Genomic DNA, 21,930 nt, shown 5'->3' on the forward strand with positions numbered 1-21,930 from the left:
CCTACTTCAGGGTCGCGATGTCGATCACGAACCTGTAGCGGACGTCGGAGGCGAGCACGCGCTCGTAGGCCTCGTTGATCTTGCTGGCCGGGATGACCTCGATGTCGGAGCCGAGGCCGTGTTTGGCGCAGAAGTCGAGCATCTCCTGCGTCTGCTGGATGCCGCCGATCAGCGAGCCCGCGAACGAGCGGCGGGTCATGATGAGGGAGAACACCTGGAGCGAAAGCGGCTCCGCGGGCGCGCCCACGTTGACCAGGGTCCCGTCCAGGGCGAGCAGCGACAGGTAGGCGTCCAGGTCGATCTTCGCGCTCACCGTGTTGACGATGAGGTCGAACGTTCCGGCGAGCTTCTGGAACGTCTCCGGATCCTTCGTGGCGTGGTAGTGGTCCGCACCCAGACGCAGGCCGTCCTCCTTCTTGCTCAGCGACTGCGACAGGACGGTGACCTCGGCCCCCATCGCGTGCGCGATCTTCACGGCCATGTGCCCGAGCCCGCCCAGCCCCACGACGGCGACCTTCCTGCCGGGACCGGCGCCCCAGTGACGCAGCGGCGCGTACGTCGTGATGCCGGCGCACAGCAGCGGCGCGGCGGCGTCGAGCGAGATGCCCTCGGGGATCTTCAAGACGAAGTCCTCGGCCACGACGATGTGGGTGGAGTAGCCGCCCTGGGTGGGCTTGCCGTCCCTGCCGACGCCGCCGTAGGTCCCGACGAAGCCCTTGAGGCAGTGCTGCTCCTCGCCCTTGCGGCAGTTCGTGCACTCGCGGCAGGAATCGACCAGGCAGCCGACGCCGACGCGGTCGCCGACGGCGTGGCGGGTGACGTCGGCGCCGACCCTGGAGACGATGCCAGCGATCTCATGGCCGGGGACGAGGGGGTAGGTCGCTCCGCCCCACTCATTGCGGGCGTTGTGGATGTCGGAGTGGCAGATGCCGGCGAACTTGATCTCGATGAGGACGTCGCGAGGGCCGAGGTCACGACGCTCGATGGTGGTCGGACCGAGCGGGGCGGTCGCGGACGTGGCCGCGTAGGCATTGACAGTGAGCATGTTCTTCAAATCTCCGTGGGGGTGGGACTGGGGCTGTTGCTGTCGAGCCCCGTTCACGAAGAGAAGTACGCGCCAGCGCCGGGGATGACTACGCACGGAGGAGGCAATAGGCTCTTAAGTGAGACTTAACAGTGTGGCGGCTGCGCTCCGATAGCGTGGCCGCATGCAGGCGGTGGAGCAACCGCTCCCAGCAGCCCTCGAAGGTGGTTCTCGCGCATGAATACGGCACCTTTCTCCCAGCTCCAGGTGTTCCTCGCCGTGGCCCGCCTGCGCAGCTTCAGCGGCGCGGCGCGCGAGCTGGGCGTCTCCACGGCGGCGGTGAGCCAGACGGTGCGGCAGTTGGAGGGGCAGCTGCGCGTGGTGTTGCTCACGCGCACGACGCGCAGCGTGTCGCTGACGGACGCGGGCCGCCGGCTGGTGGAGGGCGCGGGCCCGGCGCTGGGACAGGCGCTCACCGCCCTGGCCGAGGTCTCCGCGCAACCGGGAGAGGCGGTGGGCCGGGTCCGGCTGTCGGTGCCCACGGCGGCGGTGCCGTACCTCATCACCCCGGTGCTCCCCGTCTTCCGGCAGCGGCATCCGAGGGTGGAGGTGGAGGTCGTCGTCGAGGAGCGCTTCGTGGACATCGTGGCGGAGGGCTACGACGCGGGCGTGCGGCTGAGCGAGGCCATCGAGCGGGACATGGTGCAGGTGCGGCTCACCGACGCGTTCCGCTTCGTGGTGGTGGGCTCGCCGGACTACCTCGCGCGCCACGGGACGCCCCAGCGCCCCGAGGACTTGTTGAACCACGAATGCATCACCTTCCGCATGCGGACCTCCGGAGCGCTCTATGCCTGGGAGCTGGAGCGGGGCCGCAGGAACTGGCGCGTGGCGGTGCGTGGCGGGGTGGTGACCAATGCCAGCCATCTGACGGTGCCCCTGGTGGAGCAGGGAATGGGGCTGGCGTACGTCTTCGAGCCCAGTGTGGCCGAGCAACTGAGGACCGGACGGCTGCAACGGGTGCTCGAGGCGTACGCTCCCACGGTCCCCGGCTTCTTCCTCTACTACCCCAGCCGTGCGCAGCGCTCGACGCCGCTGCGCCTCTTCGTGGAAGTGGCCCGGGAGCTGTCCGTGAAGGCGCTGTAGGGCTCAGGGTTGTTTCTTCGGCAGCAGCGCCTTGGCGCGCGCCACGGCTGACATGGCATTGGGCCAGCCGGTGTAGAACGCCAGGTGGGTGATGAGCTCGACGAGTTCCTCCTGCGTTACTCCGTTTTCGAGGGCACGCGGGAAGTGGAAGTCCATCTGTTCGGTCTTGCCGGTCGCCACGAGTGCCGCGCAGGTGATCAGGCTGCGGTCGCGCTTGGACAACTGCGGCCGTTCCCAGACGTCTCCGAAGAGCACCTCGTCGGTGAGTTCGACCAGCTTCGGCGCGAAGTCGCCAAGGGCCTTCTGCGCGGCGGTTTCAGGCTTGGGGTTGCTCATGGGTTCTCTCCCTGGGGCAGGCTGCCGTACTGCGCGTCGCTGACCTTCTCCATCCATTCGACGACCTTGCCGTCGAGCTGCTCCTGGATGGCGAGATGGGTCATCGCGGTGGTGGGTGAAGCGCCATGCCAGTGTTTCTGGCCGGGCGGGATCCAGACCCTGTCTCCGGGGCGGATCACCTCGACCGGGTCGCCCCAGCGCTGGACCCGGCCGGAGCCGGCGGTGACGATCAGCGTCTGCCCGAGCGGATGGGTGTGCCATGCGGAGCGGGCACCGGGTTCGAACGTGACGTAGGCGCCAGCCGTGCGCGAGGGAGCGTTCGGCTGGAACAACGGGTCGACGCGGACGGAGCCCGTGAAGTTCTCGGCGGGCCCCTGGATGGAAGGCTGCGAGCCATTTCGCGCGATGTTCAGCTTCTGTGCATTCCCGCTTGAAGCAGCCGGGGGAGCACCCACCGCCTTGGTGCCTCCTGTCGGAACGGTCTGGGCGAGCGCGGGAGCGAGCAGCGCGAGTGAGAAGACCGTTGTGGCGAGCCGATTCATTTCCACTCCTGGGTCAGCAGCTTCCTGACAAACCAAAACCTACTCACGAAGGAAGATACGCTCCGGTCCCACGCCGGATTAGACGCACGGGACCCCATAGGCTTTTAAGCCGTGCTTGACAGTGGGGTCCGAGCGCGCGCCCGTGTGCGTCGCCCATCATCGAGTTCCGCGAGAAGGCAGCGAGCACGCGCTGGGCGTGGAACCGTTGTGACTGGGCGTGTATCAGCCTGTGACATCACATGTTACAGCTCGCGCGAATCTGTAACGGACCACGCTACTCGGCGTGGGCTTGTCACTTGATACACGGTGTCGGCCCAGGGGAAATGCCGCAGTGCGGTGATCCTGGCTCGGAGGGTGCATGGGCCCGTGCCGGGTCGTCATCGGACCCGGCAGACAGTTCTTCTCCATCCCCCCAACGAGAGGTCCCATCCATGAACATCCAACTGACGTGCCGCCTGGTGGCGGCGGCGCTCCTGAGCCTGACCGCCGTGGGTTGCCAGGGCGACGAGACGCAGTCACCCGCGGGTGACTCGCTCGCGACGCAGGAAGCGAAGGCTGAACAGCAGTGCGTCGAGGGCTTCTCCGGCATCAAGAACTGCGCGACCGGCCGTGCGAAGGTCGCGAAGAGCGGGAAGGGCATCGCGGTCTCCGGGCTCGCGGACGTGAAGACGGACGGCTTCACCAGCGTGTTCCCCCGGGCCACGAACTGGGAGCTGAAGCCTGACATCATCGGGCTGGGCGCGACGGCGCAGGGCCTCGAGTTGACGGCGCGCGACGGTGACCAGGTGGTCAGCTCGCTCCGTATCGGCCTGACGGGCAACGGGGACCAGGTCCTCCTCCAGCCCACGTTCACGGGCACGCCGGGCGGCTCGGCGTACCGGGTGAACCTGTATCAGAACAACCGCTTCCTGGGCTTCCAGCACTACGAGTGGGACTACGGCGTGAACTCGTCGTGGTACGACATCCACATCCGCTTCCACCCCATCAACATCGGCTTCCGGAATCACGCCTCCACGAGCTTCTTCGATTCCATCAGCGCGGGCGCCTGCGTCTGGAGCTTCCGCGGCGCGCCGGGTGACTTCACGCTGGATGTGGATGGAAAGCAGCTCAAGGGTGACTACCTGGAGATCGTCGAAGAGGTGAAGGAGGGTCACTACCCCTACACCGGCTTCTCGGGCATCGACGTGAAGGCCTCCGCCAAGGATTTCACCATCCTGGGTGAGTCCTTCGTCGCCGGGAAGTAGTCGGCGTCTGCAAGTCTCCTGAGCAGGTTCCACGCCGGGCGGGAGGGTCTCCCCGTCCGGCGTGTCGTTTTCCGGGAGGACCTGTCACGACGCGGGCAGGCGTCGCAGCGCCTCCGACAGGAGGTCGAGCGCATGTGTCTGCGCGGAGGACAGCCGCACCGCGGGCCTCACGCGTTGCACGCTCGCGAGGGCCGTCCGCCCATCCGGCGCATCCCCCCGTGCGACGAGGAGCGCGGCGGCGATCATCCCCGTGCGCCCATGGCCCTGGGCGCAGTGGACGTAGATGGGGCCGGGCAGGGTGGCCAGCTCCCGCAGGACCGGGACGACCTGCTCCAGGGGCAGCGTCGATGCATCCAGGATGGGCAGCGAGACATAGCGGCAGGTCCCCCGGATTCCCGCCGGCTCGATGAACTCGGAGGTCAGGTCGAGCACGGCCGCGGTGCCCTCGGGAAGCTCGCCCGGCAACAGCCGGCGTCCCACCCGGACGCCCGGCGCCACTTCGTCGTGGGGCTGCTCGCGCGAGAGGATCCGCGCGAGGTGCCACGTGCTCCAGGTGAGCCCCAGGTAGGGCAGGAGCGCGAGGACCGCCCACGGCCGCATCCTCCCGTCTGGCTGCTTCCCGAAGACGCCCGGACCGAGGCCCGCGTAGGCGAGCGCCACCCCGGCGAAGCTCACCGCTGGCCACAGCAGCAGCCACCCGAGGCCCTGGAGGGTGCTTGCCAGGAAGACCAGGAGGGCCGCGGCGGTGGCGAAGACGAAGGTGTATTTCATTCGCCGCGCAGACTAATCCCAGCCGTTCTGCTCCGGGTCGGAATCCCCGGGACAGACTTTCGTGTCGCCCCGGGGACCCCTGTTCCTGCCTACATCGGGGTCACGCACCCCGGCTGGGCGATGGCGCACCACTGGCTGGCTTCACTGACACAGAGGCTGTCCCAGGCGGTGTTGCAGCAATACGGATCCTGGGAGCACACGGTGTTGACACAGCCGCTGCACGTCCGGGTCAGCGCGGCGCCCGTGGTGCAGACGTTGTGGCCACAGGCGGGAGCGCCCGCCACGCAGACGTTGTTGCTGCCGCAGGTCTGTCCTGACGCACAGGTGCCACAGCTCAGGGTACCGCCACAGCCATTGGAGAGGGTGCCGCAATTCTTGCCCTGCGCGGCGCACGTCGTCGGGGTGCAGGTGCAGACGTTGTTGCCGCCGCAGGTCTGTCCGGCGCTACAGGTGCCGCAGTTCAGCGTGACGCCACAGCCATCGGAGATGGTGCCGCAATTCTTGCCCTGGGCCGTGCAGGTCGTGGGCGCGCAGGTGGCGGTCGGATCGAAGACCTCCACGCTGGAGAGCGCCTGCATGTTGCCCTGGGCGTTGTAGGTGGTCCCGGCGATGAACAGGACGCGCCCGTCCGCCAGCGCGATGGTGGGGTGGTGGGTGCGGCCCTGGGTGATGGCCCCCACCGTGATCCAGCCGGCGGTGGCGGGCGTGTACAGCTCAACTCCATAGGTGTTGAAGGAGCCCCCCGCCATCAGGATGCTCCCATCAGGCCGGACCACCGACGGCGCGGACGAGTGCGTGACGGCCGTGCTGCCCGTGTTCGTCCAGGTATTGGTCGCCGGGTCGTACAGCTCCGCCGCCAGCGTGTAGCCTGTCACCAGCGCCTTCCCATTGGCGAGCAGGTGCAGCGTGTGGCCGTTGCGGCCCGTGTTCATCGAGGCCACGGTGGTCCACGTGCCCGTGGCGGGGTCCCAGAGCTCCGCGTGGTTGCTGGACGACGTGGTGGAGTTGCCTCCGCCCGCGACGAGCACGCGCCCGTCCGCGAGTCGCACCGCGGCGTGCCCCATCATCCCGGCGTTGAGCGAGCCCGTGGACGCCCAGGTGTTCGTTGACGGAGTGTAGAGATAGGAATTGGTGACGTAGCTCACCCCGCCCACCACCAGCACCCGTCCGTCCGCGAGCAGCGTGGCGCTGTGCCCGTAGCTGTTGCGCGGCAGGGGCGCGGCGGCGCTCCAGGAGTTGCTGCCCGGCAGGTAGCGCTCGGAGGACGCGATCACGCTTCCTCCGCCGATGCCGGCCACGACGAGCACGCTGCCGTCCTGGAGCTGCGTGGCGGTGTGGGAGCGGCGCGCGGTGGCCATGGACGGGCCGCTGCTCGACGTCAGGGTGGCCGGATCATACAGCTCCGAGGTGGCCATCTCGCCGGAGGGCGTTCCGCCACCCGCCACCAACACCTTGCCGTTGCCGAGCAACGTGGCCGTGTGCTGATAGCGCGCCGACAGCAGGGAGCCCCCGGTGACGACGACCGCCGATGACTGGGAGGCTTCGACGCCGTCCTCCGGCATCTCCAGCTCCGTGGGTGTGATCGCGGGCCCGCACGCGAAACAACACATCAGGGGAATGACAACCCACGACTTCCAATACGACAGGGACATGAGGTGCTCCTGGGGGGTGAAGCCAGGAGCATCGCACGCGAAGTCTCAGTGTAATGCGTGAAACATGAAATCCCTGGGTGTCACTTCGGAACCCAGACGGCGACCCAGTCGATCTGCACGTTGCCGGCCGCGCTGGAGGAGGGTGCGGTGCCACTCAAGTCCGTCTCCGTCTGAAGGACCCAGTGCATCGGCGTGGTGGGCACGCGGCTGGTCTTGTCCAGGATGACCGTCCCATCCAGGATGAAACGGCACCGGCCGGGGGTCCACTCAATGATGGCCGTATGCCACGACGTGAAACGCGCGCTGGTGGAGACCGCGTCCTGGTCCCCGCCGGAGGTGCCGTTCTGCCGGTGCATGAACCCGGCGATGGTGCCGTCGAGGTCGCCTTCCGGGAAGTCGATCTCCCCGTCGCGCGGCCACACCTCGCTGTCCGGCCAGAGCAGCCACGCCGTCTTGTAGCCGGGCACGGGGTCGGCCTTGAACCGCACCGCGAAGCGACCCGCAGGGAGTCCGCCGCTCGCCGTCGCGCCCGGAATCTTCGGGAGCACCGCGGCGACCCGGTGCACGCCGTTCACGGTGTGCAGGTACTTGTTGAGCACGCCGTTCTGGATGCTGACGACCGACGAGGGCGAATAGGTGCCGTTCTTGCTCGTGTCCTTCCAACCGTCCAGATAGACGCTCCACTTCGACGACACCGCCGCCGGGAACTGGCCCACCGGCACCGGGGTGGTGAAGTCATCGGTGAACACCTGCCGCCAGTTCATGAGGTCGCCCACCGGCATTGGTTCGCCCGAAGGGCCCGAGCCGCCCCCGGCCACCAGCGTCACGGCATCCACGAGGATGGCATTGCCCGACGTCGCCTGGTTCTGGAGGACATACACATCCACGGTGTCACCCACGCGCTCCACGGTCCCCGTGATGGTGATCCGCTGGAAGGCGGTGGTCAGCGTCGCGTCCGCCGTGAAGAGCTTGTACGTGGTGCCGGAGGCGCTCTTCTCCCGGAGGATGAGGCTCACGGGCTTGCCCACCGTGCCGGTGTTGCCCGCGGCGACATACGCCGTCGCCGTATACGCCTGCCCCTGCGGCGCATTCGTGATGGCGCTCTGGGCGCCGTCCAGCGAGTACATCGTGGCCGCGCCGCTGACGGTGACGCGGGCGACGTACTGGCCGTCCGGTGCTCCCGTCCGGGCTTCCCGCGTCAACGTTCCCTGCCACGAGGACCAGCCGCTGGTATTCGTTTCAAAGGACGTGTTGGTGATCGCGGACATGAGCGGCGCCGGCGCCTGGCTCGCTTCCGCTTCAGCCGGGGCTTCTGTTTCAGGAGCCTCTGGAGCCGGGCTGCACGCGGAGGCCAGGGGAAGCGCCATCACCAGGGCCCACGCGTGACGGAAACGCGACCCACGGCGGATGCCGATTTCACTCATCGTGTTCTCCTTGAAAGACGTGGAATACATGCCTACATATAAATCAAGGAAACCACTTGGTCAGCATGTTTTGCTCCGGAGCCCAGGCGCTTGCCGCGCAGGGCTCGCACGTCGCGCAGGGAGTCCTCGTCGTGATGGGTGCGCAGCTCCAGGTACCAGCGGAAGGACTCGAAGGCGTCTGGCTCCGGGCCCATGCGGCGCAGCGCCTCCTCGCGGATCCGCGCGGCCTCGTCGGCGGGAAGGGCCGACAGCCAGGGTTCGAAGCCGGTTGGCAATGATCCTCGGAAGGGGGCAACGTAAGCCGCCCGCCTCCTCCCACCCCCAGCAGCCATGATCGCCAACCTCCACAACGCCGACATCCCCAAGCCCGTGCTCGAAGTCATCGCCCGCCTGCGCGAGCTGGGCCACGCCACCTATCTGGTGGGCGGCTGCGTGCGGGACATGGTCCGCCAGGTCCACCCCAAGGACTTCGACGTGGCGACGAGCGCGCTTCCGGAGGAGGTCCAGAAGGCGTTCCGCAAGGTCATCCCCACCGGCATCCAGCACGGCACGGTCACCGTCGTCACCGGGGGCAACCACGTGGAGGTGACGACGTTCCGTTCGGAGGGGGACTATCTGGACGGCCGCCGTCCCAGCTCCGTGTCCTTCGAGCGAGACATCGTCAAGGACCTGTCCCGGCGCGACTTCACCATCAACGCGATGGCGTACAACCCGCTGGACAAGGAGCTGGTGGATCCGTTCGGCGGACAGGTGGATCTGCCGGCCCGGTTGATCAAATGCGTGGGCTCCGCGCTGGAGCGCTTCTCCGAGGACGGCCTGCGCCCGCTGCGCGCCGTGCGCTTCTCCGCCGTGCTGGGCTTCACGCTGGAGCCCGAAACCCGCGACGCCATCCCCGCGACCCTGGCTGTCTTCCGCAAGGTCGCCCTGGAGCGCGTGCGCGAGGAGCTCTGCAAGCTGCTGCTGTCCCCGCGCGCCGAAGCAGGGCTCCAGCTCCTCGCGGAGACGGGGCTCCTGGAGGTCTTCCTGCCGGAGCTGGCCCGCGCGGATGCCGAAGCCGCCCGGCTCGCTCGCGTCGCCACGCAGGCCGCGCCGCTGGACCTGGATGTCCGCATGGCCACGCTGCTCGCGGACCTTGTCACGGGACCGCAAGCCCGTGAGCTGTGCATGCGGTTGAAGTTCCCGAACAAGTCCGCCGACCTCGTGGGCCTGCTCATCGAACACGCGAAGCTGGAGACGCGCCTGTCGGACCCGGATCCGTCCCTGCGCCGGCTGCTCGCCCGGGTGGGCCCGGCGCAGCTCCCCGCGCTGCTCGCGGTGGCGAAGGCCCGCGTCCAGGCCCGGGCGCCGGAGCAGCTTCCCGCGCTGGCGTCGCTGGCCGAGCGACTGGGACTGCTCGCCGCCGCGAAGCCGCCCCTGTCCGCGAAGGAGCTGGCGCTCACCGGGGGCGACATCATGTCCACGCTGGGCATCGGGCCGTCCCCGAAGGTGGGCGAGGCGACCCGCTACCTCGTGGAGTCGGTGCTGGACGACCCTTCACGCAACACGGCCGACCAGCTCCGCGCGCTGCTGACGGCGTGGAACACGACGCGAAGCGCCTGAAAGGCCACCTTCCCCCCGGCTGGAGGGCAGGGAAGGGGGCCTGGAGTGCCTTCCGGCCGTGCGTCCAGGCCCGGGGGCGTGTAGGAAGCAACCCCATGCGAGTCGTCGTTGCCATGAGCGGTGGGGTGGATTCCTCGGCCGCTGCCGCCCTGCTCAAGGAGCAGGGCCATGAGGTGATCGGCATCACCCTGCGCGTCTGGTCCTACGAGGGCAACGCGAAGTGTGGAAGCTGCTGCAGTCCGGACGACATCGACGATGCCCGCGCGGTGGCCCAGCAACTGGGCATCCCGTTCTACGTGGCCAACGCCGAGGAGATCTTCCAGGACCGGGTGGTCAACCCGTTCGTCCAGTCGTACCTGGGCGGCAAGACGCCCATCCCCTGCGTCGCCTGCAACCGCGACGTGAAGTTCAACTTCCTCCTCAAGCGTGCGCGCGCCCTGGGCGCCCGGTTGGCCACGGGCCACTACGCCCAGGTGGAGGAGGTGGACGGCCGCTTCCACCTGCGCCGCGCCGCGGACGCCGCCAAGGACCAGAGCTACTTCCTCTTCACGCTGGGCCAGGAGGAGCTGCGCGACGTGCTCTTCCCCGTGGGCCACCTCACGAAGGCGGAAGTGCGCGCCGTCGCCGAGCGCCACGCCCTGCCCACCACCCACAAGCCGGAGAGCATGGAGATCTGCTTCGTGCCCGACGGCGACTACGCCGGGTTCGTGGAGAAGGTCGCCGGGCCCCAGCCTTCGGGCGAGGTCGTGGATCCGGAGGGCCGCGTGCTGGGGACGCACAACGGCATCCACCGCTTCACGGTGGGCCAGCGCAAGGGCCTCAACCTGGGCGGCGGTGAAGTGCGGTACGTGCAGCGCCTGGAGCCGGAGACCAACCGCGTCGTCGTGGGCCCCGCGGAGGGCACCGGCCGCGCGCAGTTCGGCCTGCTCCAGCCGCATTGGGTGGACGCGCCGCCTCCGCCGGAACAGGCCGTGGAGGTGCGGATCCGCCACCGCCACGCGGGGGCTCCGGGCCGCGTGCACATCTCGCCGCACGGGCTCGTGTCGGTGCAACTGGATGCGCCCGCGCGCGCCGTCACGCCGGGGCAGGCCGCGGTGGTCTACGACCGCGACCGGGTGCTCGGTGGCGGGTGGATCGTCTGAGGATGTCCGACGCGCCGGGGCCCGACTTCTGGCCTCGCGCGCGTCGCCTTGAAGCGGCGTCAAGACCCCCCTTCCGTGAATTTGACCCGCCTGGGGGTGGGGCGTAGCTTGCGCGCACGCTGTCGCTACAGGCCGTAACACGGCCCGTGCGCGCGACTGAGGTTCGCCCTGCCATGCGTGACGCCCACCGGATGAAGGAGAAGTTCGACGTCTCGTTGGACAATCGCCAGATCGTCAGCCTGTTGATCGCCGGCATTGTCGTGATGGGCGCGGTGTTCGTCCTGGGCGTGGTGGTGGGCAAGAAGCTCTCCGGCGACGCGCAGACGGCCGCCGCCCCGGACCTGCTCTCCGCGCTGGACGCCAACGCGCAGGTCCTCCACGACGCGCGTCAGGAGCCGCCGCTCACCTTCCCGGACGAGCTGACCCGCAAGACGTCCGCGGACTCGCTGCCGCCGCTGCCCGCGCCCAAGCCCGCCGCGAAGCCGGAGGCCCCCAAGGCCACCGTCGCCGCGAAGCCGGAAGTGAAGCCGGAGCCCGCCAAGGTCGCCGCGAAGCCCTCCCTGGCCCCCACGCCGGACCCCGACACCGGCGAGCTGCCCGCGCAGGATGACGTGTCGGACGACGCCCCCGCCGTCGCCGCGAAGCCGGAAGTGAAGCCGGAGCCCGCTAAGGTCGCCGTCGTCGCGAAGCCGGAAGTGAAGCCGGAGCCCGTGAAGGGAAAGGTGGAGGAGACGCCGGTTCCCACCCGCACCGCCGCACGTGACGGGGGCATGAAGGAGGCCATCGCCCGGGCCCAGCAGCTCCCGGCGGAGCCCCCGCGCCCGGCAGAGGCCGTGAAGGGTGGGGCGTTCACGCTCCAGCTCTCCGCGTTCCAGAGCCGCCCGGACGCCGACCGCTTCGCCGCCCGGTTGCGCGACCGAGGCTATGCCCCGTATATCCTGACTGCGGAAGTGCCCGGCAAGGGCACCTGGTACCGTGTCCGGATGGGCTCCTTCGCCTCGAAGGAGGCGGCGGGCCGGTACCTGACGGACTTCAAGCGCGAAACCCAGCTCGACGCCTACGTGGCCGGCACGAACTAGCGCTGGGCAAGGAAGAAAGAAGCACCATGACGACGACGAAGCGGGTGGAGAAGCCCTGGGGCCATGAGCTGATCTGGGCCCACACGGAGCGCTACGTGGGCAAGCTCCTGCACGTGAAGGCGGGCCACAAGCTGAGCCTCCAGTTCCACGAACGCAAGGACGAGACCATCCACGTCCAGAGCGGCAAGCTCCTCTTCGTCGTCGACGAAGGCCAGGGCCTCATCGAGAAGGAGATGAACCCCGGCGAGAGCTACCACATCACGCCGTTCACCAAGCACCGCATGGTCGCCATCACCGACTGCGACATCCTCGAGGTCAGCACCCCCGAACTGGATGACGTCGTGCGGCTGGAAGACTCGTACGGCCGCGCCGGCACCAGCAAGGCGTAGCCGTCAGCAGTAGCAGTCCCGCTTCCGCGCCGGCGCCTACCCCGAGGAAATCCGGGAGCGCGCCGGCCGCGTCGAGGCGTCACTCCGCGGCGGGCTTCGCCTTGGGGCTGCGGGTCCACTGGTCGACGGTGCCGTCGCCGTCCAGGTCCTCGCCGATGCGGTCCACCTGACCGCCCTCCCAGTACTCCCAGTAGTCCACCCGGCCGTCGTGGTTCGCGTCGCGCTCCTTGCGCACGAGCGTGTCGTTCTCGTAGTACAGCCACGAGTCCGACTTGCCGTCGCCGTCCAGGTCCCGCTCGCCCTGCGTGCGCTTGCCTTCGGCGTACTGGTACGTGGCGTCCACCTTGCCGTCGTAGTCCAGGTCCATCACCTCGCGGACCTTCGCGCCCTGCGGATCCATGTACTGGGTGACGTCCACGCGCCCGTCCCAGTTCAGGTCCAACTCCTTGCGCACCAGGACGTCCTTCTGGCGGAACTCCCACACGTCCGTCTGCCCATCGCCGTTCGCGTCCAGCTGCGTGACGGTCTCCCCGGCTGCGGGCTTGCCCCGGATGGCTTCGGCCTCCGGACGCTTGCGCGCCGCGTCAGGATTCTCCGCGGGCTTCTGGGACGCGCACCCGGAGAGGGTTCCAGCCACAAGGAATCCCAGGAAAATCAAACGGTTGCTAGGAATCACGCGGCCTCCCGGGCGGGCAGGGCGCCTTGTTCGCGCCGCTCGCACTCCGTGCTTTCGCAGGCCACGTCATTCCATATATTTTCACGTATCGCCATGGCCCGAAAGAAAGTCAGCACCACCATCTACATCACTCCGGAGCAGAACGAACTGCTCAAGGCGCTGAACCAGAAGACGAAGGTGCCCGTGGCCGAGTACATCCGGCAGGGCATCGACCTGGTGCTGGAGAAGTACAAGGCGCAGCTGCCGGGCCAGTCGACCTTCGACGAACTCTCCTGAAGAACGAGGCGTGACGTGACGAGCATGCGTGGCAAGCGGGCGGTGGTGCTGGGTGGTGCCGGATTCGTCGGTTCGCACCTGTGTGAGCGGCTGCTGGACGACGGCGCCGAGTCCGTCATCGCGATCGACAACCTGATCACCGGCAACGAACAGAACGTGCGCACGCTCAAGCCGCGCGCGGGTTTCCAGTACGTGAAGCAGGACATCATCGACGGCCTCGAAGTGGACGGCCCGGTGGACTACGTCCTCAACCTGGCCTCGCCGGCCTCGCCCATCGACTACGCGAACCTCCCCCTGGAGACGCTGCGTGTGGGCTCCATCGGTACGGAGAACGCGCTCAAGCTGGCGGAGAAGAAGAAGGCCGTGTTCCTGATGGCCTCCACGTCGGAGGTCTACGGCGATCCGCTGGTGCACCCCCAGAAGGAGGATTACTGGGGCAACGTGAATCCCATCGGGCCGCGCTCGGTGTACGACGAGGCCAAGCGCTACTCGGAGGCCATCAGCGCGGCCTATGAGCGCAGCCGGGGCGTGGAAGTCCGCATCGTGCGCATCTTCAACACCTACGGTCCGCGCATGCGCCTGAACGACGGCCGCGTGGTGCCCGCCTTCGTGGGCCAGGCGCTCAAGAACGAGGACTTCAGCGTCTTCGGTGACGGCAGCCAGACGCGCTCGTTCTGCTACGTGAAGGACCTGGTGGACGGCCTGGTGCGGCTGGTGCTGTCGGACGTCCGGGGCCCGGTGAACATCGGCAACCCGCGCGAGATGACCATCAAGCAGTTCGCGGAGGCCGTGCGCGACGCGGCGGGCGGAGGTAGGCAGATCGTCTACCACCCGCTGCCCAAGGATGATCCGAAGCAGCGTCAGCCGGACATCACCCGCGCGCGCACGCTGCTCGGGTGGGAGCCCAAGGTCCTGCTGGAGGACGGTCTGAAGGAGACCATCGCGTACTTCCGAGAGGTTGCCGGTCGGTAGCGCGGGACTTAGGTTGGCCGCGCGCGAGTGAACGCGAAGGTTTCGACGGCCCTGTCCCCCTGGCGGCGGCGGGCCCGGGGGAGAACGGCGTGAAAGTCCTGGTAACCGGCGGCGCGGGCTTCATCGGCTCGCACGTGTGTGACGAGTTCCTGCGCAATGGCCACGAGGTCATCGCGCTGGACGACCTGTCGGGTGGCAAGAAGGAGAACCTGGACCCGCGCGTCCGGCTGGCCGTGCACGACATCCGCAGCCGCGAGGCCGCGGAGCTCATCCGTGCGGAGAAGCCGCAGGTCATCTGTCACCTGGCCGCCCAGATGGACGTGCGCCGCAGCGTGGACGACCCGGGCTTCGACGCGGACGTGAACATCCGCGGCATGCTCAACCTGCTGGAGGCCGCGCGCCACAGCGAGGTGAAGAAGGTCATCTTCAGCTCCACCGGCGGCGCCATCTACGGCGAGCAGGATTACTTCCCCGCGACGGAGTCGCACCCCACGCGGCCGGTGTCGCCGTACGGTGTCTCCAAGGCGGCGGGCGAGCTGTACCTGGGCTACTACCGCGCCCAGTACGGCGTGCCCTTCGTCGCCCTGCGGTACGCCAACGTGTACGGCCCCCGTCAGAACCCGCACGGCGAGGCGGGCGTGGTGGCCATCTTCAGCCAGCGCGTCATCGCGGGGCAGGGCTGCACCATCTTCGGCGAGGGCAAGCAGACGCGGGACTTCGTCTTCGGTCCGGACGTGGCGCGCGCCAACTACCTGGCCTTCCAGAGCGACTACGTGGGCGCCGCCAACATCGGCACCGGCGTGGAGACGGACATCAACCGCCTCTATGAGCTCATCGCGCAGGCGGGCGGCAGCTCGCTGAAGGTCGCGCACGCGCCGGGCAAGCCGGGCGAACAGATGCGCTCCTGCATCGACGCGTCGCTGGCCAAGAAGGTCCTGGGCTGGGAGCCGACGGTGCAGTTGGCGGACGGCCTGCGCCATACGATCCAGTTCTTCCGCGACAAGGCCGGTCCCGTTCGGGCCCGGGGTTAGTCGGGAAGCGCCCCGGTGGCGGCAGCTTCCCCCTGGCCTGGGTGGCCGGGGGGAACGGCCGTCGTCCGGTGGGTGGAAGGCCGGGCGGGCGCGTGTGCGCAGTCGTGGATTTTAGGGCGGTTCGGTGTTACCTACGCCCGCTTCGCGACTGATCGAGCGCCCTGAACATGCCGGCTGAAAACGCGCACATCCGCAACTTCTGCATCATCGCCCACATCGACCATGGAAAGTCGACGCTGGCCGACCGCCTCCTGGAAAAGACAGGCACGCTGACCAAGCGTGAGGCGCAGGCCCAGTTCCTCGACAACATGGACATCGAGCGTGAGCGGGGTATCACCATCAAGGCCCAGTCCGTGCGGATGACGTACACCGCCAAGGACGGCCAGAACTACGTCCTCAACCTCATCGACACACCGGGGCACGTGGACTTCGCCTACGAGGTGAGCCGCAGCCTCGCCGCGTGCGAGGGCGCGCTGCTCGTCGTGGACGCCAGCCAGGGCGTGGAGGCGCAGACGCTGGCCAACGTCTACATGGCGTTGGAGCACGACCTGGCCATCATCCCGGTCATCAACAAGATCGACCTGCCCAGCGCGGACGTGGAGCGCACGCGCTCGGAGATCGAGGACGTCATCGGCATCGACGCGTCCACCGCGGTGCCCACCTCCGCGAAGGAGGGCATCGGCATCCACGACATCCTGGAGTCGGTGGTGAAGCTGGTGCCGCCGCCCACGGGCGCCGTGGACGCGCCGCTCAAGGCCCTCATCTTCGACTCCTGGTACGACAACTACCGGGGCGTCGTGGTGCTGGTGCGCGTGCTGGAAGGCACGCTGAAGCTCAAGCAGAAGATCAAGATGTTCAGCAACAACAAGCCCTTCGAGGTGCAGGAGCTGGGCGTGTTCAGCCCGTTCTCCCGCCCCGTCACGCAGCTCATCGCCGGCGAGGTGGGTGTCCTCGTCGCGAACGTGAAGGAGCTGAACGACGCGAAGGTCGGCGACACCGTCACGGAGGAGCTGCGGTCCACGGCGGAACCCTTCCCGGGGTTCAAGGAAGTCAAGCCGATGGTCTTCAGCGGCATCTTCCCGGTGGACTCCGCCGACTACGAGAACCTGCGCGACGCGCTGGCGAAGCTGACGCTCAACGACTCCGCCTTCACCTATGAGCCGGAGTCGTCCACGGCGCTGGGGTTCGGCTTCCGCTGCGGCTACCTGGGCCTGCTCCACATGGAGATCGTCCAGGAGCGGCTGGAGCGCGAGTACAACCTCAACCTCATCACCACGGCGCCGTCGGTGGTCTACCGCATCACGACCACCAAGGACGAAGTGATGTTGGTGGACAACCCGGCGAAGCTGCCACCGACGCAGAACATCACCAAGTTCGAGGAGCCCATCCTCACCTGTCACATCCACGTGCCCAACGAGCACCTGGGCGCCATCCTGAAGCTGTGCCAGGACCGGCGTGGCGTGCAGAAGGACATGAAGTACCTGGGCTCCAGCGGCACGCGCGTGCAGGTGACCTACGAGATGCCGATGGCGGAAGTCGTGTTCGACTTCTTCGACCGGCTCAAGAGCGTGTCGCGCGGCTACGCCAGCCTCGACTACGAGCTGTCCGCCTACGCGGAAGCGGACCTGGCCCGGCTGGACATCCTCATCAACGGGGAGCCGGTGGACGCGCTCTCCGTCATCGTGCACCGCGAGCGCGCGTACCAGCGCGGCCGCGAGGTCTGCGAGAAGCTCAAGGAAGTGATTCCCAAGCAGATGTACGAGGTGGCCATCCAGGCCGCCATCGGCGCGAAGATCATCTCCCGTGAGACGATCTCCGCGATGCGCAAGAACGTGCTCGCCAAGTGCTACGGCGGTGACATCAGCCGCAAGCGCAAGCTCCTGGAGAAGCAGAAGGAGGGCAAGAAGCGCATGAAGCAGGTCGGCACGGTGGAGATTCCGCAGGAAGCCTTCCTCGCGGTCCTCAAGACGGAGCAGTAGCCCTATGAGCACGGCCAGTCCTTCCGCGAAGCTGGGAGCGGCCATGGCCGCGCGTCGCACACCGGAGCAGCTCAAGGCCCGCCGTCAATTGCTGTGGCGCGAGCTGCTCACCAGCCTCTGGGCCCCCCTGTGCGGTGTGGGCCTGGCGTTCGTGCCCTACGTCACGCTGATCGAAATGGCGCCGGACACGGCGTCCTGGGCGCAGCCCCTGATCAAGGGGTTCGGCCTGCTGATGGTCCTGGCCTTCGTGGGCCTGCTGGTGTGGCGCACCGCCTCCAAGAAGGAGTCGCTCCTGCGCACGCTGCGGCACGAGGCGCGGGAGCTCATCGCGGAGGACGAGCGCATCCTGGAGCGCATGAAGGACAAGGTGTCTCCGGCGGTGGCGGAGAAGATCACCGAGCAGGCCCTGCGCGTGGACAACGCGTCGGTGGCGGGCGACGCGGAGGTGCTGCGCGCCGAGGTGAAGGCGCTGGAGCTGATGACCCAGGAGCACCTGGGTGCGTACCGCAAGCAGTCCGCGTGGGACTTCGTGGGCGGCTTCGCCAAGGCGCTGCTCATCGCGCTGGTCATCCGCACGGTGCTGGTGGAGCCGTACCGCATCCCGTCCGGCTCCATGCTGCCCACGCTCCAGATTGGCGATCAGGTCTTCGTCAACAAGTTCATCTACGGCGTGCGCATCCCGCTGATGAACGTGGTGCCGTTCCGCATCGTGCGGGCGCCCATGCGCGGGGACGTCATCGTCTTCAACAACCCCGTGAACGAGTCCACGGACTTCATCAAGCGCGTCATCGGCATCCCCGGGGACGTGGTGGAGATCCTCGACGGGGTGATCCACATCAACGGCCAGCCGCAGACGCGCACGCTGGTGACGCCGGACTACATCGTCCACAACCAGGACGACACGACGGGCCAGTGGTTCGACCAGGAGGAAGTGCTCTACCGCGAGGACATTGGCGGTGTGGTGCACTCGGCGCTCCAGCACCCCCTGCGCCTGCCGGGCCGTGAGCGTGAAGGTCCCTACACGGTGCCCGCCAACAGCGTCTTCGTGATGGGCGACAACCGCGACAACAGCGCGGACAGCCGCTACGGCCTGGGCGCGCCCGGCCACCACGAGGTGGAGTACGTGCCGTATGGCCACATCAAGGGCAAGGCCATGGTGGTGTGGCTGTCGCTCGGTTGGGGCGGCCTGCTGGGCAACCTGTTTGGCGGTACGGGCCTGCGGGTGGAGCGCTTCTTCGAACCGGTGCGCTGAACGTCCTCGTCGGACCGCAGCGCGCCACGCTTGACGCAACGTGCGGCGCGCGGTACGCGGCGGCCCCGGCCCATGAGACATCTTCTCGGAATCGCAGGCTGGCGGCGGGACGAGCTGGAAGCGCTGCTCGACCGCGCACAGGCGCATCTGCCCGGCGGACCGGATGCCTCGCACGTGCTGCGCGGCAAGGTCGTGGCGAACCTCTTCTTCGAGGACTCCACCCGGACGCGCTCCTCCTTCGAGGTGGCCGCGCGCCGCCTGGGAGCGGACGTCCTCAACTGGAGCTTCGTGGGCTCCTCGGTGTCCAAGGGGGAGACGCTCCTGGACACCGCCCGCAACATCGAGGCCCTGGGCCCGGCCGCCATCATCATCCGGCACCGCTCCTCCGGAGCGCCTCACCTCGTCGCCCAGCACGTGAAGTGCGCCGTGGTGAACGCGGGCGACGGCGCCCACGAGCACCCGTCCCAGGCACTGCTGGACGCCTTCACCCTGCGCCAGCGTTGGGGCTCCCTGGAAGGGCGCACGGTGCTCATCGTGGGTGACGTGCTGCACAGCCGCGTGGCCCGCTCCAACCTGGTGTGCCTGAAGGCGCTGGGGGCCCGCGTCGTGCTCTGCGGGCCGCCCACCCTCCTGCCCCCCGGGCTGGAGGAGATGGGCGGGGAGGTGACGCACCAACTGGATGCTGTCTTGCCCCAGGCGGATGCGGTGATGTGTCTGCGGCTGCAGACGGAGCGGATGGCGGAGGCCTTCCTGCCTTCCCAGCGGGAGTACTCGCGCCTGTTTGGCCTCACGCCCGCCCGCGTGGAGCGGATGAAGGCGGACGCGCCCGTGCTGCACCCGGGCCCCATCAACCGCGGCGTGGAGCTGTCCCCGGTGGTGGCGGACGGGCCTCGCAGCGTCATCCTGGAGCAGGTGTCCAACGGCGTCGCGGTGCGCCGGGCCATCCTGGAGAGGTGCGCATCATGACGTCGGTGCTCTTCCAGCGGGCGCGCGTCATCGACCCGCGCAACGGGGTGGACGGCATCCGTGACGTGCTCGTGACGGACGGACGGGTGGCCCAGGTGTCGGAGGCGGAGCTTCCCGCGCCGAAGGACGCGCGCGTGGTGGACGCCACGGGCAAGTGGGTGGTGCCGGGCTTCATCGACCTGCACGTGCACTTGCGTGAACCGGGCGAGGAGGGCAAGGAGACGGTGCTCACCGGCTGCCGCGCGGCGGTGGCGGGCGGCTTCACCGGCGTCGTGGCCATGCCCAACACGAAGGTCGTCAACGACAGCGCGCTCGTCACGGAGCTGGTGCTGTCGCGCGCGCGGGACGCCGACCTGTGCCACGTGTACCCGGCGGGGGCCATCACCAAGGGCCTCAAGGGCGAGGAGCTGTCGGAGGCGGGCGAGCTGGTGGGCGCGGGCTGCGTGGCCCTCACCGACGACGGCCGCCCGGTGATGAACGCGGCGCTGATGCGCCGGGTGCTCCAGTACGCCACGCTCTTCGACGTGCCGGTGATGGTGCATGAGGAGGACCTGACGCTGTCCGCGGGCGGCGCGATGCACGAGGGCGCCACGTCCACGCGCCTGGGCCTGCGCGGCATCCCGGCCTCCGCGGAGGTGGCCATGGTGGCGCGCGACCTGGTGCTCCTGGAGGAGACGAAGGGCCGCCTGCACGTCGCGCACGTGTCGTGCGAGGGCAGCGTGCGGCTCATCCGCGAGGCGAAGAAGCGTGGCCTGCGCGTCACCTGCGAGGTGGCGCCGCACCACTTCACGCTCGATGACCGGGCGGTGGGGGACTACGACACCCACGCGAAGATGGCGCCGCCGCTGCGGGGCGACGGGGACGTGAGGGCGCTGCGCGAGGCGCTGGTGGACGGCACGGTGGACGCCATCGCCACGGACCACGCACCGCACGGCGTGTCGGACAAGCAGGTGGAGTTCGAGAAGGGCATCAACGGCATCGTCGGACTGGAGACGGCGCTGGGGCTCACGCTGGCGCTGGTGCACGAAGGCGTGCTCACGCCGCGCCGGGCGGTGGAGTTGCTGTCGGAAGGGCCGGCGAGGGTATTCGGCCTGCCAGGCGGTCACCTGGCGCCCGGGTCACCAGCGGACATCACGGTCGTATCACCTGGGGAGGAGTGGACGGTGGATGCCCACCGGTTCTATTCCCGCAGTCGGAATACCCCCTTCCACGGGCGCACGCTGAAGGGTCGCGTGACGCAGACGTGGGTGGGGGGCCGGTGTGTGTTCGAGGATGGTCAGCTCAAGGAGTCGCGGTGATGACGAAACGGGCGGTGCTCGCACTGGCGGATGGCACCACCTTCGAAGGGCGCGCTTTCGGCGCGTCCGGCGAGACGGTGGGTGAGGTGGTCTTCAACACGTCCATGTACGGCTACCAGGAGATCCTCACGGATCCCTCGTACGTCGGGCAGATCGTCACCATGGCCTATCCGGAGATGGGCAACATCGGGGCGAACGCCTCGGATGAGGAGTCAGGCCAGCCGCACGCGGTGGGCATGGTGGTGCGCTCGCTCACGCGGACGCCTTCCAACTGGCGCTCGGAAGAGACGCTGGACGCGTTCCTCGCGCGCCATGGCCGCGCCGGCATTGAAGGCGTGGACACGCGCAGGCTCGTGCGGCACCTGCGCACGCACGGCGCGCAGATGGGCATCATCTCCACGGAGAACGTCTCCCTGGCCGCGCTGTCCGAGCGCGCCCGGAACGCCGTGGGCATGGAGGGCATGGACCTGGCGACGGGCGTCTCCTGCAAGGAGCCGTACCTGTTCACCACGCCGTCGCCGGACGTGTTCCTGGCGCCCGGGGACAAGCGCCCGGAGCCGGAGCTCAAGTACGACGTGGTGGCGTACGACTACGGCCTCAAGCGCTCCATGCTTCAGTACCTGGTGGACGTGGGCTGCCGCGTGACGGTGGTGCCGTCGAACACGACGGCGGAGCAGGTGCTGGCGCGCAAGCCGCACGGCGTCTTCCTGGCCAACGGCCCGGGCGACCCGGCCGCGGTGAAGGGCGCGGACCGCACGGTGGCGGCGCTGCTGGGCAAGGTGCCGGTGTTCGGCATCTGCCTGGGGCATCAGATCATGGCGCTGGCGCTGGGCGGCCGGACGTACAAGATGAAGTTCGGTCACCGGGGCGGCAACCAGCCCGTGAAGGACCTGACGACGGGCAAGGTGGAGATCACCGCGCAGAACCACGGGTTCGCGGTGGACGACGCCAGCCTCAAGGGTCTGGCCGTGGTGACACACATCAATCTCAACGACGGTACGGTGGAGGGCCTGGCCGTTCCCGACGCGAGGGCCTTCAGCGTGCAGTACCACCCCGAGGCTTCGCCCGGCCCTCACGACGCGCGCTACCTGTTCAGCCGCTTCGCGACGCTGATGGCGGGATGAAAAGGCGCCCA

The 21,930-nt window shown here is 68.5% G+C and carries 22 protein-coding genes; 14 read left to right on the plus strand and 8 right to left on the minus strand.

Going from position 1 to position 21,930, the window contains the following annotated elements; genetic code table 11:
- Window position 1: 1 nt before the first annotated feature.
- The gene (locus OV208_RS36755) at window positions 2–1,045 is read right to left on the minus strand and encodes an NAD(P)-dependent alcohol dehydrogenase (RefSeq protein WP_267578617.1); all 1,044 of its coding nucleotides are present in this window, start codon (window positions 1,043–1,045) and stop codon (window positions 2–4) included.
- Window positions 1,046–1,261: 216 nt separating this feature from the next.
- Here OV208_RS36755 and OV208_RS36760 point away from each other — a divergent pair, with 216 nt between their 5' ends.
- A complete protein-coding gene (locus tag OV208_RS36760) occupies window positions 1,262–2,167 on the plus strand; it encodes a LysR family transcriptional regulator (RefSeq protein ID WP_267578618.1) in 906 nt (301 codons plus the stop codon).
- A 3-nt stretch (window positions 2,168–2,170) separates the two neighbouring features.
- On the opposite strand, the gene OV208_RS36765 is transcribed toward OV208_RS36760, so the two are convergent.
- Both OV208_RS36765 and OV208_RS36770 read right to left on the minus strand, forming a co-directional pair.
- Window positions 2,171–2,503 carry a carboxymuconolactone decarboxylase family protein gene (locus tag OV208_RS36765; RefSeq protein ID WP_267578619.1) on the minus strand — a complete coding sequence of 111 codons (333 nt, stop codon included), beginning with the start codon at window positions 2,501–2,503 and terminating at the stop codon, window positions 2,171–2,173.
- Entirely contained in the window at window positions 2,500–3,045 is a 546-nt protein-coding gene (locus tag OV208_RS36770) for a cupin domain-containing protein (RefSeq protein WP_267578620.1), read from the minus strand. The genes OV208_RS36765 and OV208_RS36770 overlap by 4 nt, the downstream gene beginning before the upstream one ends.
- A 431-nt stretch (window positions 3,046–3,476) precedes the next feature.
- Here OV208_RS36770 and OV208_RS36775 point away from each other — a divergent pair, with 431 nt between their 5' ends.
- A complete protein-coding gene (locus OV208_RS36775; RefSeq protein WP_267578621.1) occupies window positions 3,477–4,289 on the plus strand; it encodes a hypothetical protein in 813 nt (270 codons plus the stop codon).
- An 84-nt stretch (window positions 4,290–4,373) separates the two neighbouring features.
- On the opposite strand, the gene OV208_RS36780 is transcribed toward OV208_RS36775, so the two are convergent.
- The 4 genes from OV208_RS36780 to OV208_RS36795 form a co-directional block, all read right to left on the minus strand.
- Complete coding sequence (locus OV208_RS36780) at window positions 4,374–5,060, minus strand: tyrosine-protein phosphatase (RefSeq protein WP_267578622.1); 687 nt, start codon at window positions 5,058–5,060, stop codon at window positions 4,374–4,376.
- A gap of 89 nt (window positions 5,061–5,149) precedes the next feature.
- Entirely contained in the window at window positions 5,150–6,712 is a 1,563-nt protein-coding gene (locus tag OV208_RS36785; protein ID WP_267578623.1) for a Kelch repeat-containing protein, read from the minus strand.
- Between the two features lie 80 nt (window positions 6,713–6,792).
- The gene (locus tag OV208_RS36790) at window positions 6,793–8,136 is read right to left on the minus strand and encodes a glycoside hydrolase family 16 protein (RefSeq protein WP_267578624.1); all 1,344 of its coding nucleotides are present in this window, start codon (window positions 8,134–8,136) and stop codon (window positions 6,793–6,795) included.
- 32 nt (window positions 8,137–8,168) lie between these two features.
- Window positions 8,169–8,411, minus strand: a complete 243-nt coding sequence (locus OV208_RS36795; RefSeq protein ID WP_267578625.1) for a hypothetical protein — start codon at window positions 8,409–8,411, stop codon at window positions 8,169–8,171.
- A gap of 55 nt (window positions 8,412–8,466) precedes the next feature.
- On the opposite strand from OV208_RS36795, the gene OV208_RS36800 reads away from it, so the two are divergent.
- The 4 genes from OV208_RS36800 (at window position 8,467) to OV208_RS36815 (ending at window position 12,345) form a co-directional block, all read left to right on the plus strand.
- Window positions 8,467–9,735, plus strand: a complete 1,269-nt coding sequence (locus OV208_RS36800; protein ID WP_267578626.1) for a CCA tRNA nucleotidyltransferase — start codon at window positions 8,467–8,469, stop codon at window positions 9,733–9,735.
- Between the two features lie 95 nt (window positions 9,736–9,830).
- A complete protein-coding gene (mnmA, locus tag OV208_RS36805; protein WP_120530892.1) occupies window positions 9,831–10,877 on the plus strand; it encodes a tRNA 2-thiouridine(34) synthase MnmA in 1,047 nt (348 codons plus the stop codon).
- 173 nt (window positions 10,878–11,050) lie between these two features.
- Window positions 11,051–11,956 carry an SPOR domain-containing protein gene (locus tag OV208_RS36810; protein ID WP_267578627.1) on the plus strand — a complete coding sequence of 302 codons (906 nt, stop codon included), beginning with the start codon at window positions 11,051–11,053 and terminating at the stop codon, window positions 11,954–11,956.
- A gap of 26 nt (window positions 11,957–11,982) precedes the next feature.
- Window positions 11,983–12,345, plus strand: coding sequence for a cupin domain-containing protein (locus OV208_RS36815; protein ID WP_120539759.1), 363 nt, complete (start codon window positions 11,983–11,985; stop codon window positions 12,343–12,345).
- A 79-nt stretch (window positions 12,346–12,424) separates the two neighbouring features.
- Here the strand turns inward: OV208_RS36815 and OV208_RS36820 are convergent, their stop codons facing one another.
- Window positions 12,425–12,982 (minus strand): hypothetical protein, encoded by a 558-nt coding sequence (locus OV208_RS36820; RefSeq protein WP_267578628.1) that lies wholly within the window; start codon window positions 12,980–12,982, stop codon window positions 12,425–12,427.
- Window positions 12,983–13,114: 132 nt separating this feature from the next.
- On the opposite strand from OV208_RS36820, the gene OV208_RS36825 reads away from it, so the two are divergent.
- From OV208_RS36825 to carA, 8 genes are all read left to right on the plus strand, one after another.
- Complete coding sequence (locus OV208_RS36825) at window positions 13,115–13,297, plus strand: ribbon-helix-helix domain-containing protein (protein ID WP_120530896.1); 183 nt, start codon at window positions 13,115–13,117, stop codon at window positions 13,295–13,297.
- 24 nt (window positions 13,298–13,321) lie between these two features.
- Window positions 13,322–14,269, plus strand: coding sequence for a UDP-glucuronic acid decarboxylase family protein (locus OV208_RS36830; protein WP_267578740.1), 948 nt, complete (start codon window positions 13,322–13,324; stop codon window positions 14,267–14,269).
- A gap of 89 nt (window positions 14,270–14,358) precedes the next feature.
- Entirely contained in the window at window positions 14,359–15,300 is a 942-nt protein-coding gene (locus tag OV208_RS36835; RefSeq protein WP_267578629.1) for an NAD-dependent epimerase/dehydratase family protein, read from the plus strand.
- A 167-nt stretch (window positions 15,301–15,467) separates the two neighbouring features.
- Window positions 15,468–17,279 (plus strand): translation elongation factor 4, encoded by a 1,812-nt coding sequence (gene lepA, locus OV208_RS36840; RefSeq protein ID WP_267578630.1) that lies wholly within the window; start codon window positions 15,468–15,470, stop codon window positions 17,277–17,279.
- Between the two features lie 4 nt (window positions 17,280–17,283).
- Window positions 17,284–18,531: a signal peptidase I gene (lepB, locus tag OV208_RS36845; RefSeq protein WP_267578631.1), complete on the plus strand. Its 1,248-nt coding sequence runs from the start codon at window positions 17,284–17,286 to the stop codon at window positions 18,529–18,531.
- Between the two features lie 72 nt (window positions 18,532–18,603).
- On the plus strand, window positions 18,604–19,497 hold the full coding sequence (locus tag OV208_RS36850) for an aspartate carbamoyltransferase catalytic subunit (RefSeq protein WP_267578632.1): 894 nt from the start codon (window positions 18,604–18,606) through the stop codon (window positions 19,495–19,497).
- Window positions 19,494–20,795 carry a dihydroorotase gene (locus tag OV208_RS36855; RefSeq protein ID WP_267578633.1) on the plus strand — a complete coding sequence of 434 codons (1,302 nt, stop codon included), beginning with the start codon at window positions 19,494–19,496 and terminating at the stop codon, window positions 20,793–20,795. The genes OV208_RS36850 and OV208_RS36855 overlap by 4 nt, the downstream gene beginning before the upstream one ends.
- The gene (carA, locus tag OV208_RS36860) at window positions 20,795–21,919 is read left to right on the plus strand and encodes a glutamine-hydrolyzing carbamoyl-phosphate synthase small subunit (RefSeq protein WP_267578634.1); all 1,125 of its coding nucleotides are present in this window, start codon (window positions 20,795–20,797) and stop codon (window positions 21,917–21,919) included. Before OV208_RS36855 ends, carA begins: the two co-directional genes overlap by 1 nt.
- Window positions 21,920–21,930: the final 11 nt, after the last annotated feature.

Source organism: Corallococcus sp. bb12-1 (assembly GCF_026626765.1).
Taxonomy (GTDB): Bacteria; Myxococcota; Myxococcia; order Myxococcales; family Myxococcaceae; genus Corallococcus; species Corallococcus terminator.

Excerpts from the sequence above, each read along its gene's own strand:
- OV208_RS36775 (WP_267578621.1), top strand. The coding sequence starts at position 3,477 with ATGAACATCCAACTGACGTGCCGCCTGGTGGCGGCGGCGCTCCTGAGC.
- lepB (WP_267578631.1), top strand. The coding sequence starts at position 17,284 with ATGAGCACGGCCAGTCCTTCCGCGAAGCTGGGAGCGGCCATGGCCGCG.
- OV208_RS36855 (WP_267578633.1), top strand. The coding sequence starts at position 19,494 with ATGACGTCGGTGCTCTTCCAGCGGGCGCGCGTCATCGACCCGCGCAAC.
- OV208_RS36785 (WP_267578623.1), bottom strand. The coding sequence starts at position 6,712 with ATGTCCCTGTCGTATTGGAAGTCGTGGGTTGTCATTCCCCTGATGTGT.
- carA (WP_267578634.1), top strand. The coding sequence starts at position 20,795 with ATGACGAAACGGGCGGTGCTCGCACTGGCGGATGGCACCACCTTCGAA.
- mnmA (WP_120530892.1), top strand. The coding sequence starts at position 9,831 with ATGCGAGTCGTCGTTGCCATGAGCGGTGGGGTGGATTCCTCGGCCGCT.
- OV208_RS36760 (WP_267578618.1), top strand. The coding sequence starts at position 1,262 with ATGAATACGGCACCTTTCTCCCAGCTCCAGGTGTTCCTCGCCGTGGCC.
- OV208_RS36765 (WP_267578619.1), bottom strand. The coding sequence starts at position 2,503 with ATGAGCAACCCCAAGCCTGAAACCGCCGCGCAGAAGGCCCTTGGCGAC.
- OV208_RS36755 (WP_267578617.1), bottom strand. The coding sequence starts at position 1,045 with ATGCTCACTGTCAATGCCTACGCGGCCACGTCCGCGACCGCCCCGCTC.
- OV208_RS36800 (WP_267578626.1), top strand. The coding sequence starts at position 8,467 with ATGATCGCCAACCTCCACAACGCCGACATCCCCAAGCCCGTGCTCGAA.
- OV208_RS36790 (WP_267578624.1), bottom strand. The coding sequence starts at position 8,136 with ATGAGTGAAATCGGCATCCGCCGTGGGTCGCGTTTCCGTCACGCGTGG.
- OV208_RS36770 (WP_267578620.1), bottom strand. The coding sequence starts at position 3,045 with ATGAATCGGCTCGCCACAACGGTCTTCTCACTCGCGCTGCTCGCTCCC.
- OV208_RS36815 (WP_120539759.1), top strand. The coding sequence starts at position 11,983 with ATGACGACGACGAAGCGGGTGGAGAAGCCCTGGGGCCATGAGCTGATC.
- OV208_RS36850 (WP_267578632.1), top strand. The coding sequence starts at position 18,604 with ATGAGACATCTTCTCGGAATCGCAGGCTGGCGGCGGGACGAGCTGGAA.
- OV208_RS36780 (WP_267578622.1), bottom strand. The coding sequence starts at position 5,060 with ATGAAATACACCTTCGTCTTCGCCACCGCCGCGGCCCTCCTGGTCTTC.
- OV208_RS36830 (WP_267578740.1), top strand. The coding sequence starts at position 13,322 with ATGCGTGGCAAGCGGGCGGTGGTGCTGGGTGGTGCCGGATTCGTCGGT.
- lepA (WP_267578630.1), top strand. The coding sequence starts at position 15,468 with ATGCCGGCTGAAAACGCGCACATCCGCAACTTCTGCATCATCGCCCAC.
- OV208_RS36825 (WP_120530896.1), top strand. The coding sequence starts at position 13,115 with ATGGCCCGAAAGAAAGTCAGCACCACCATCTACATCACTCCGGAGCAG.
- OV208_RS36810 (WP_267578627.1), top strand. The coding sequence starts at position 11,051 with ATGCGTGACGCCCACCGGATGAAGGAGAAGTTCGACGTCTCGTTGGAC.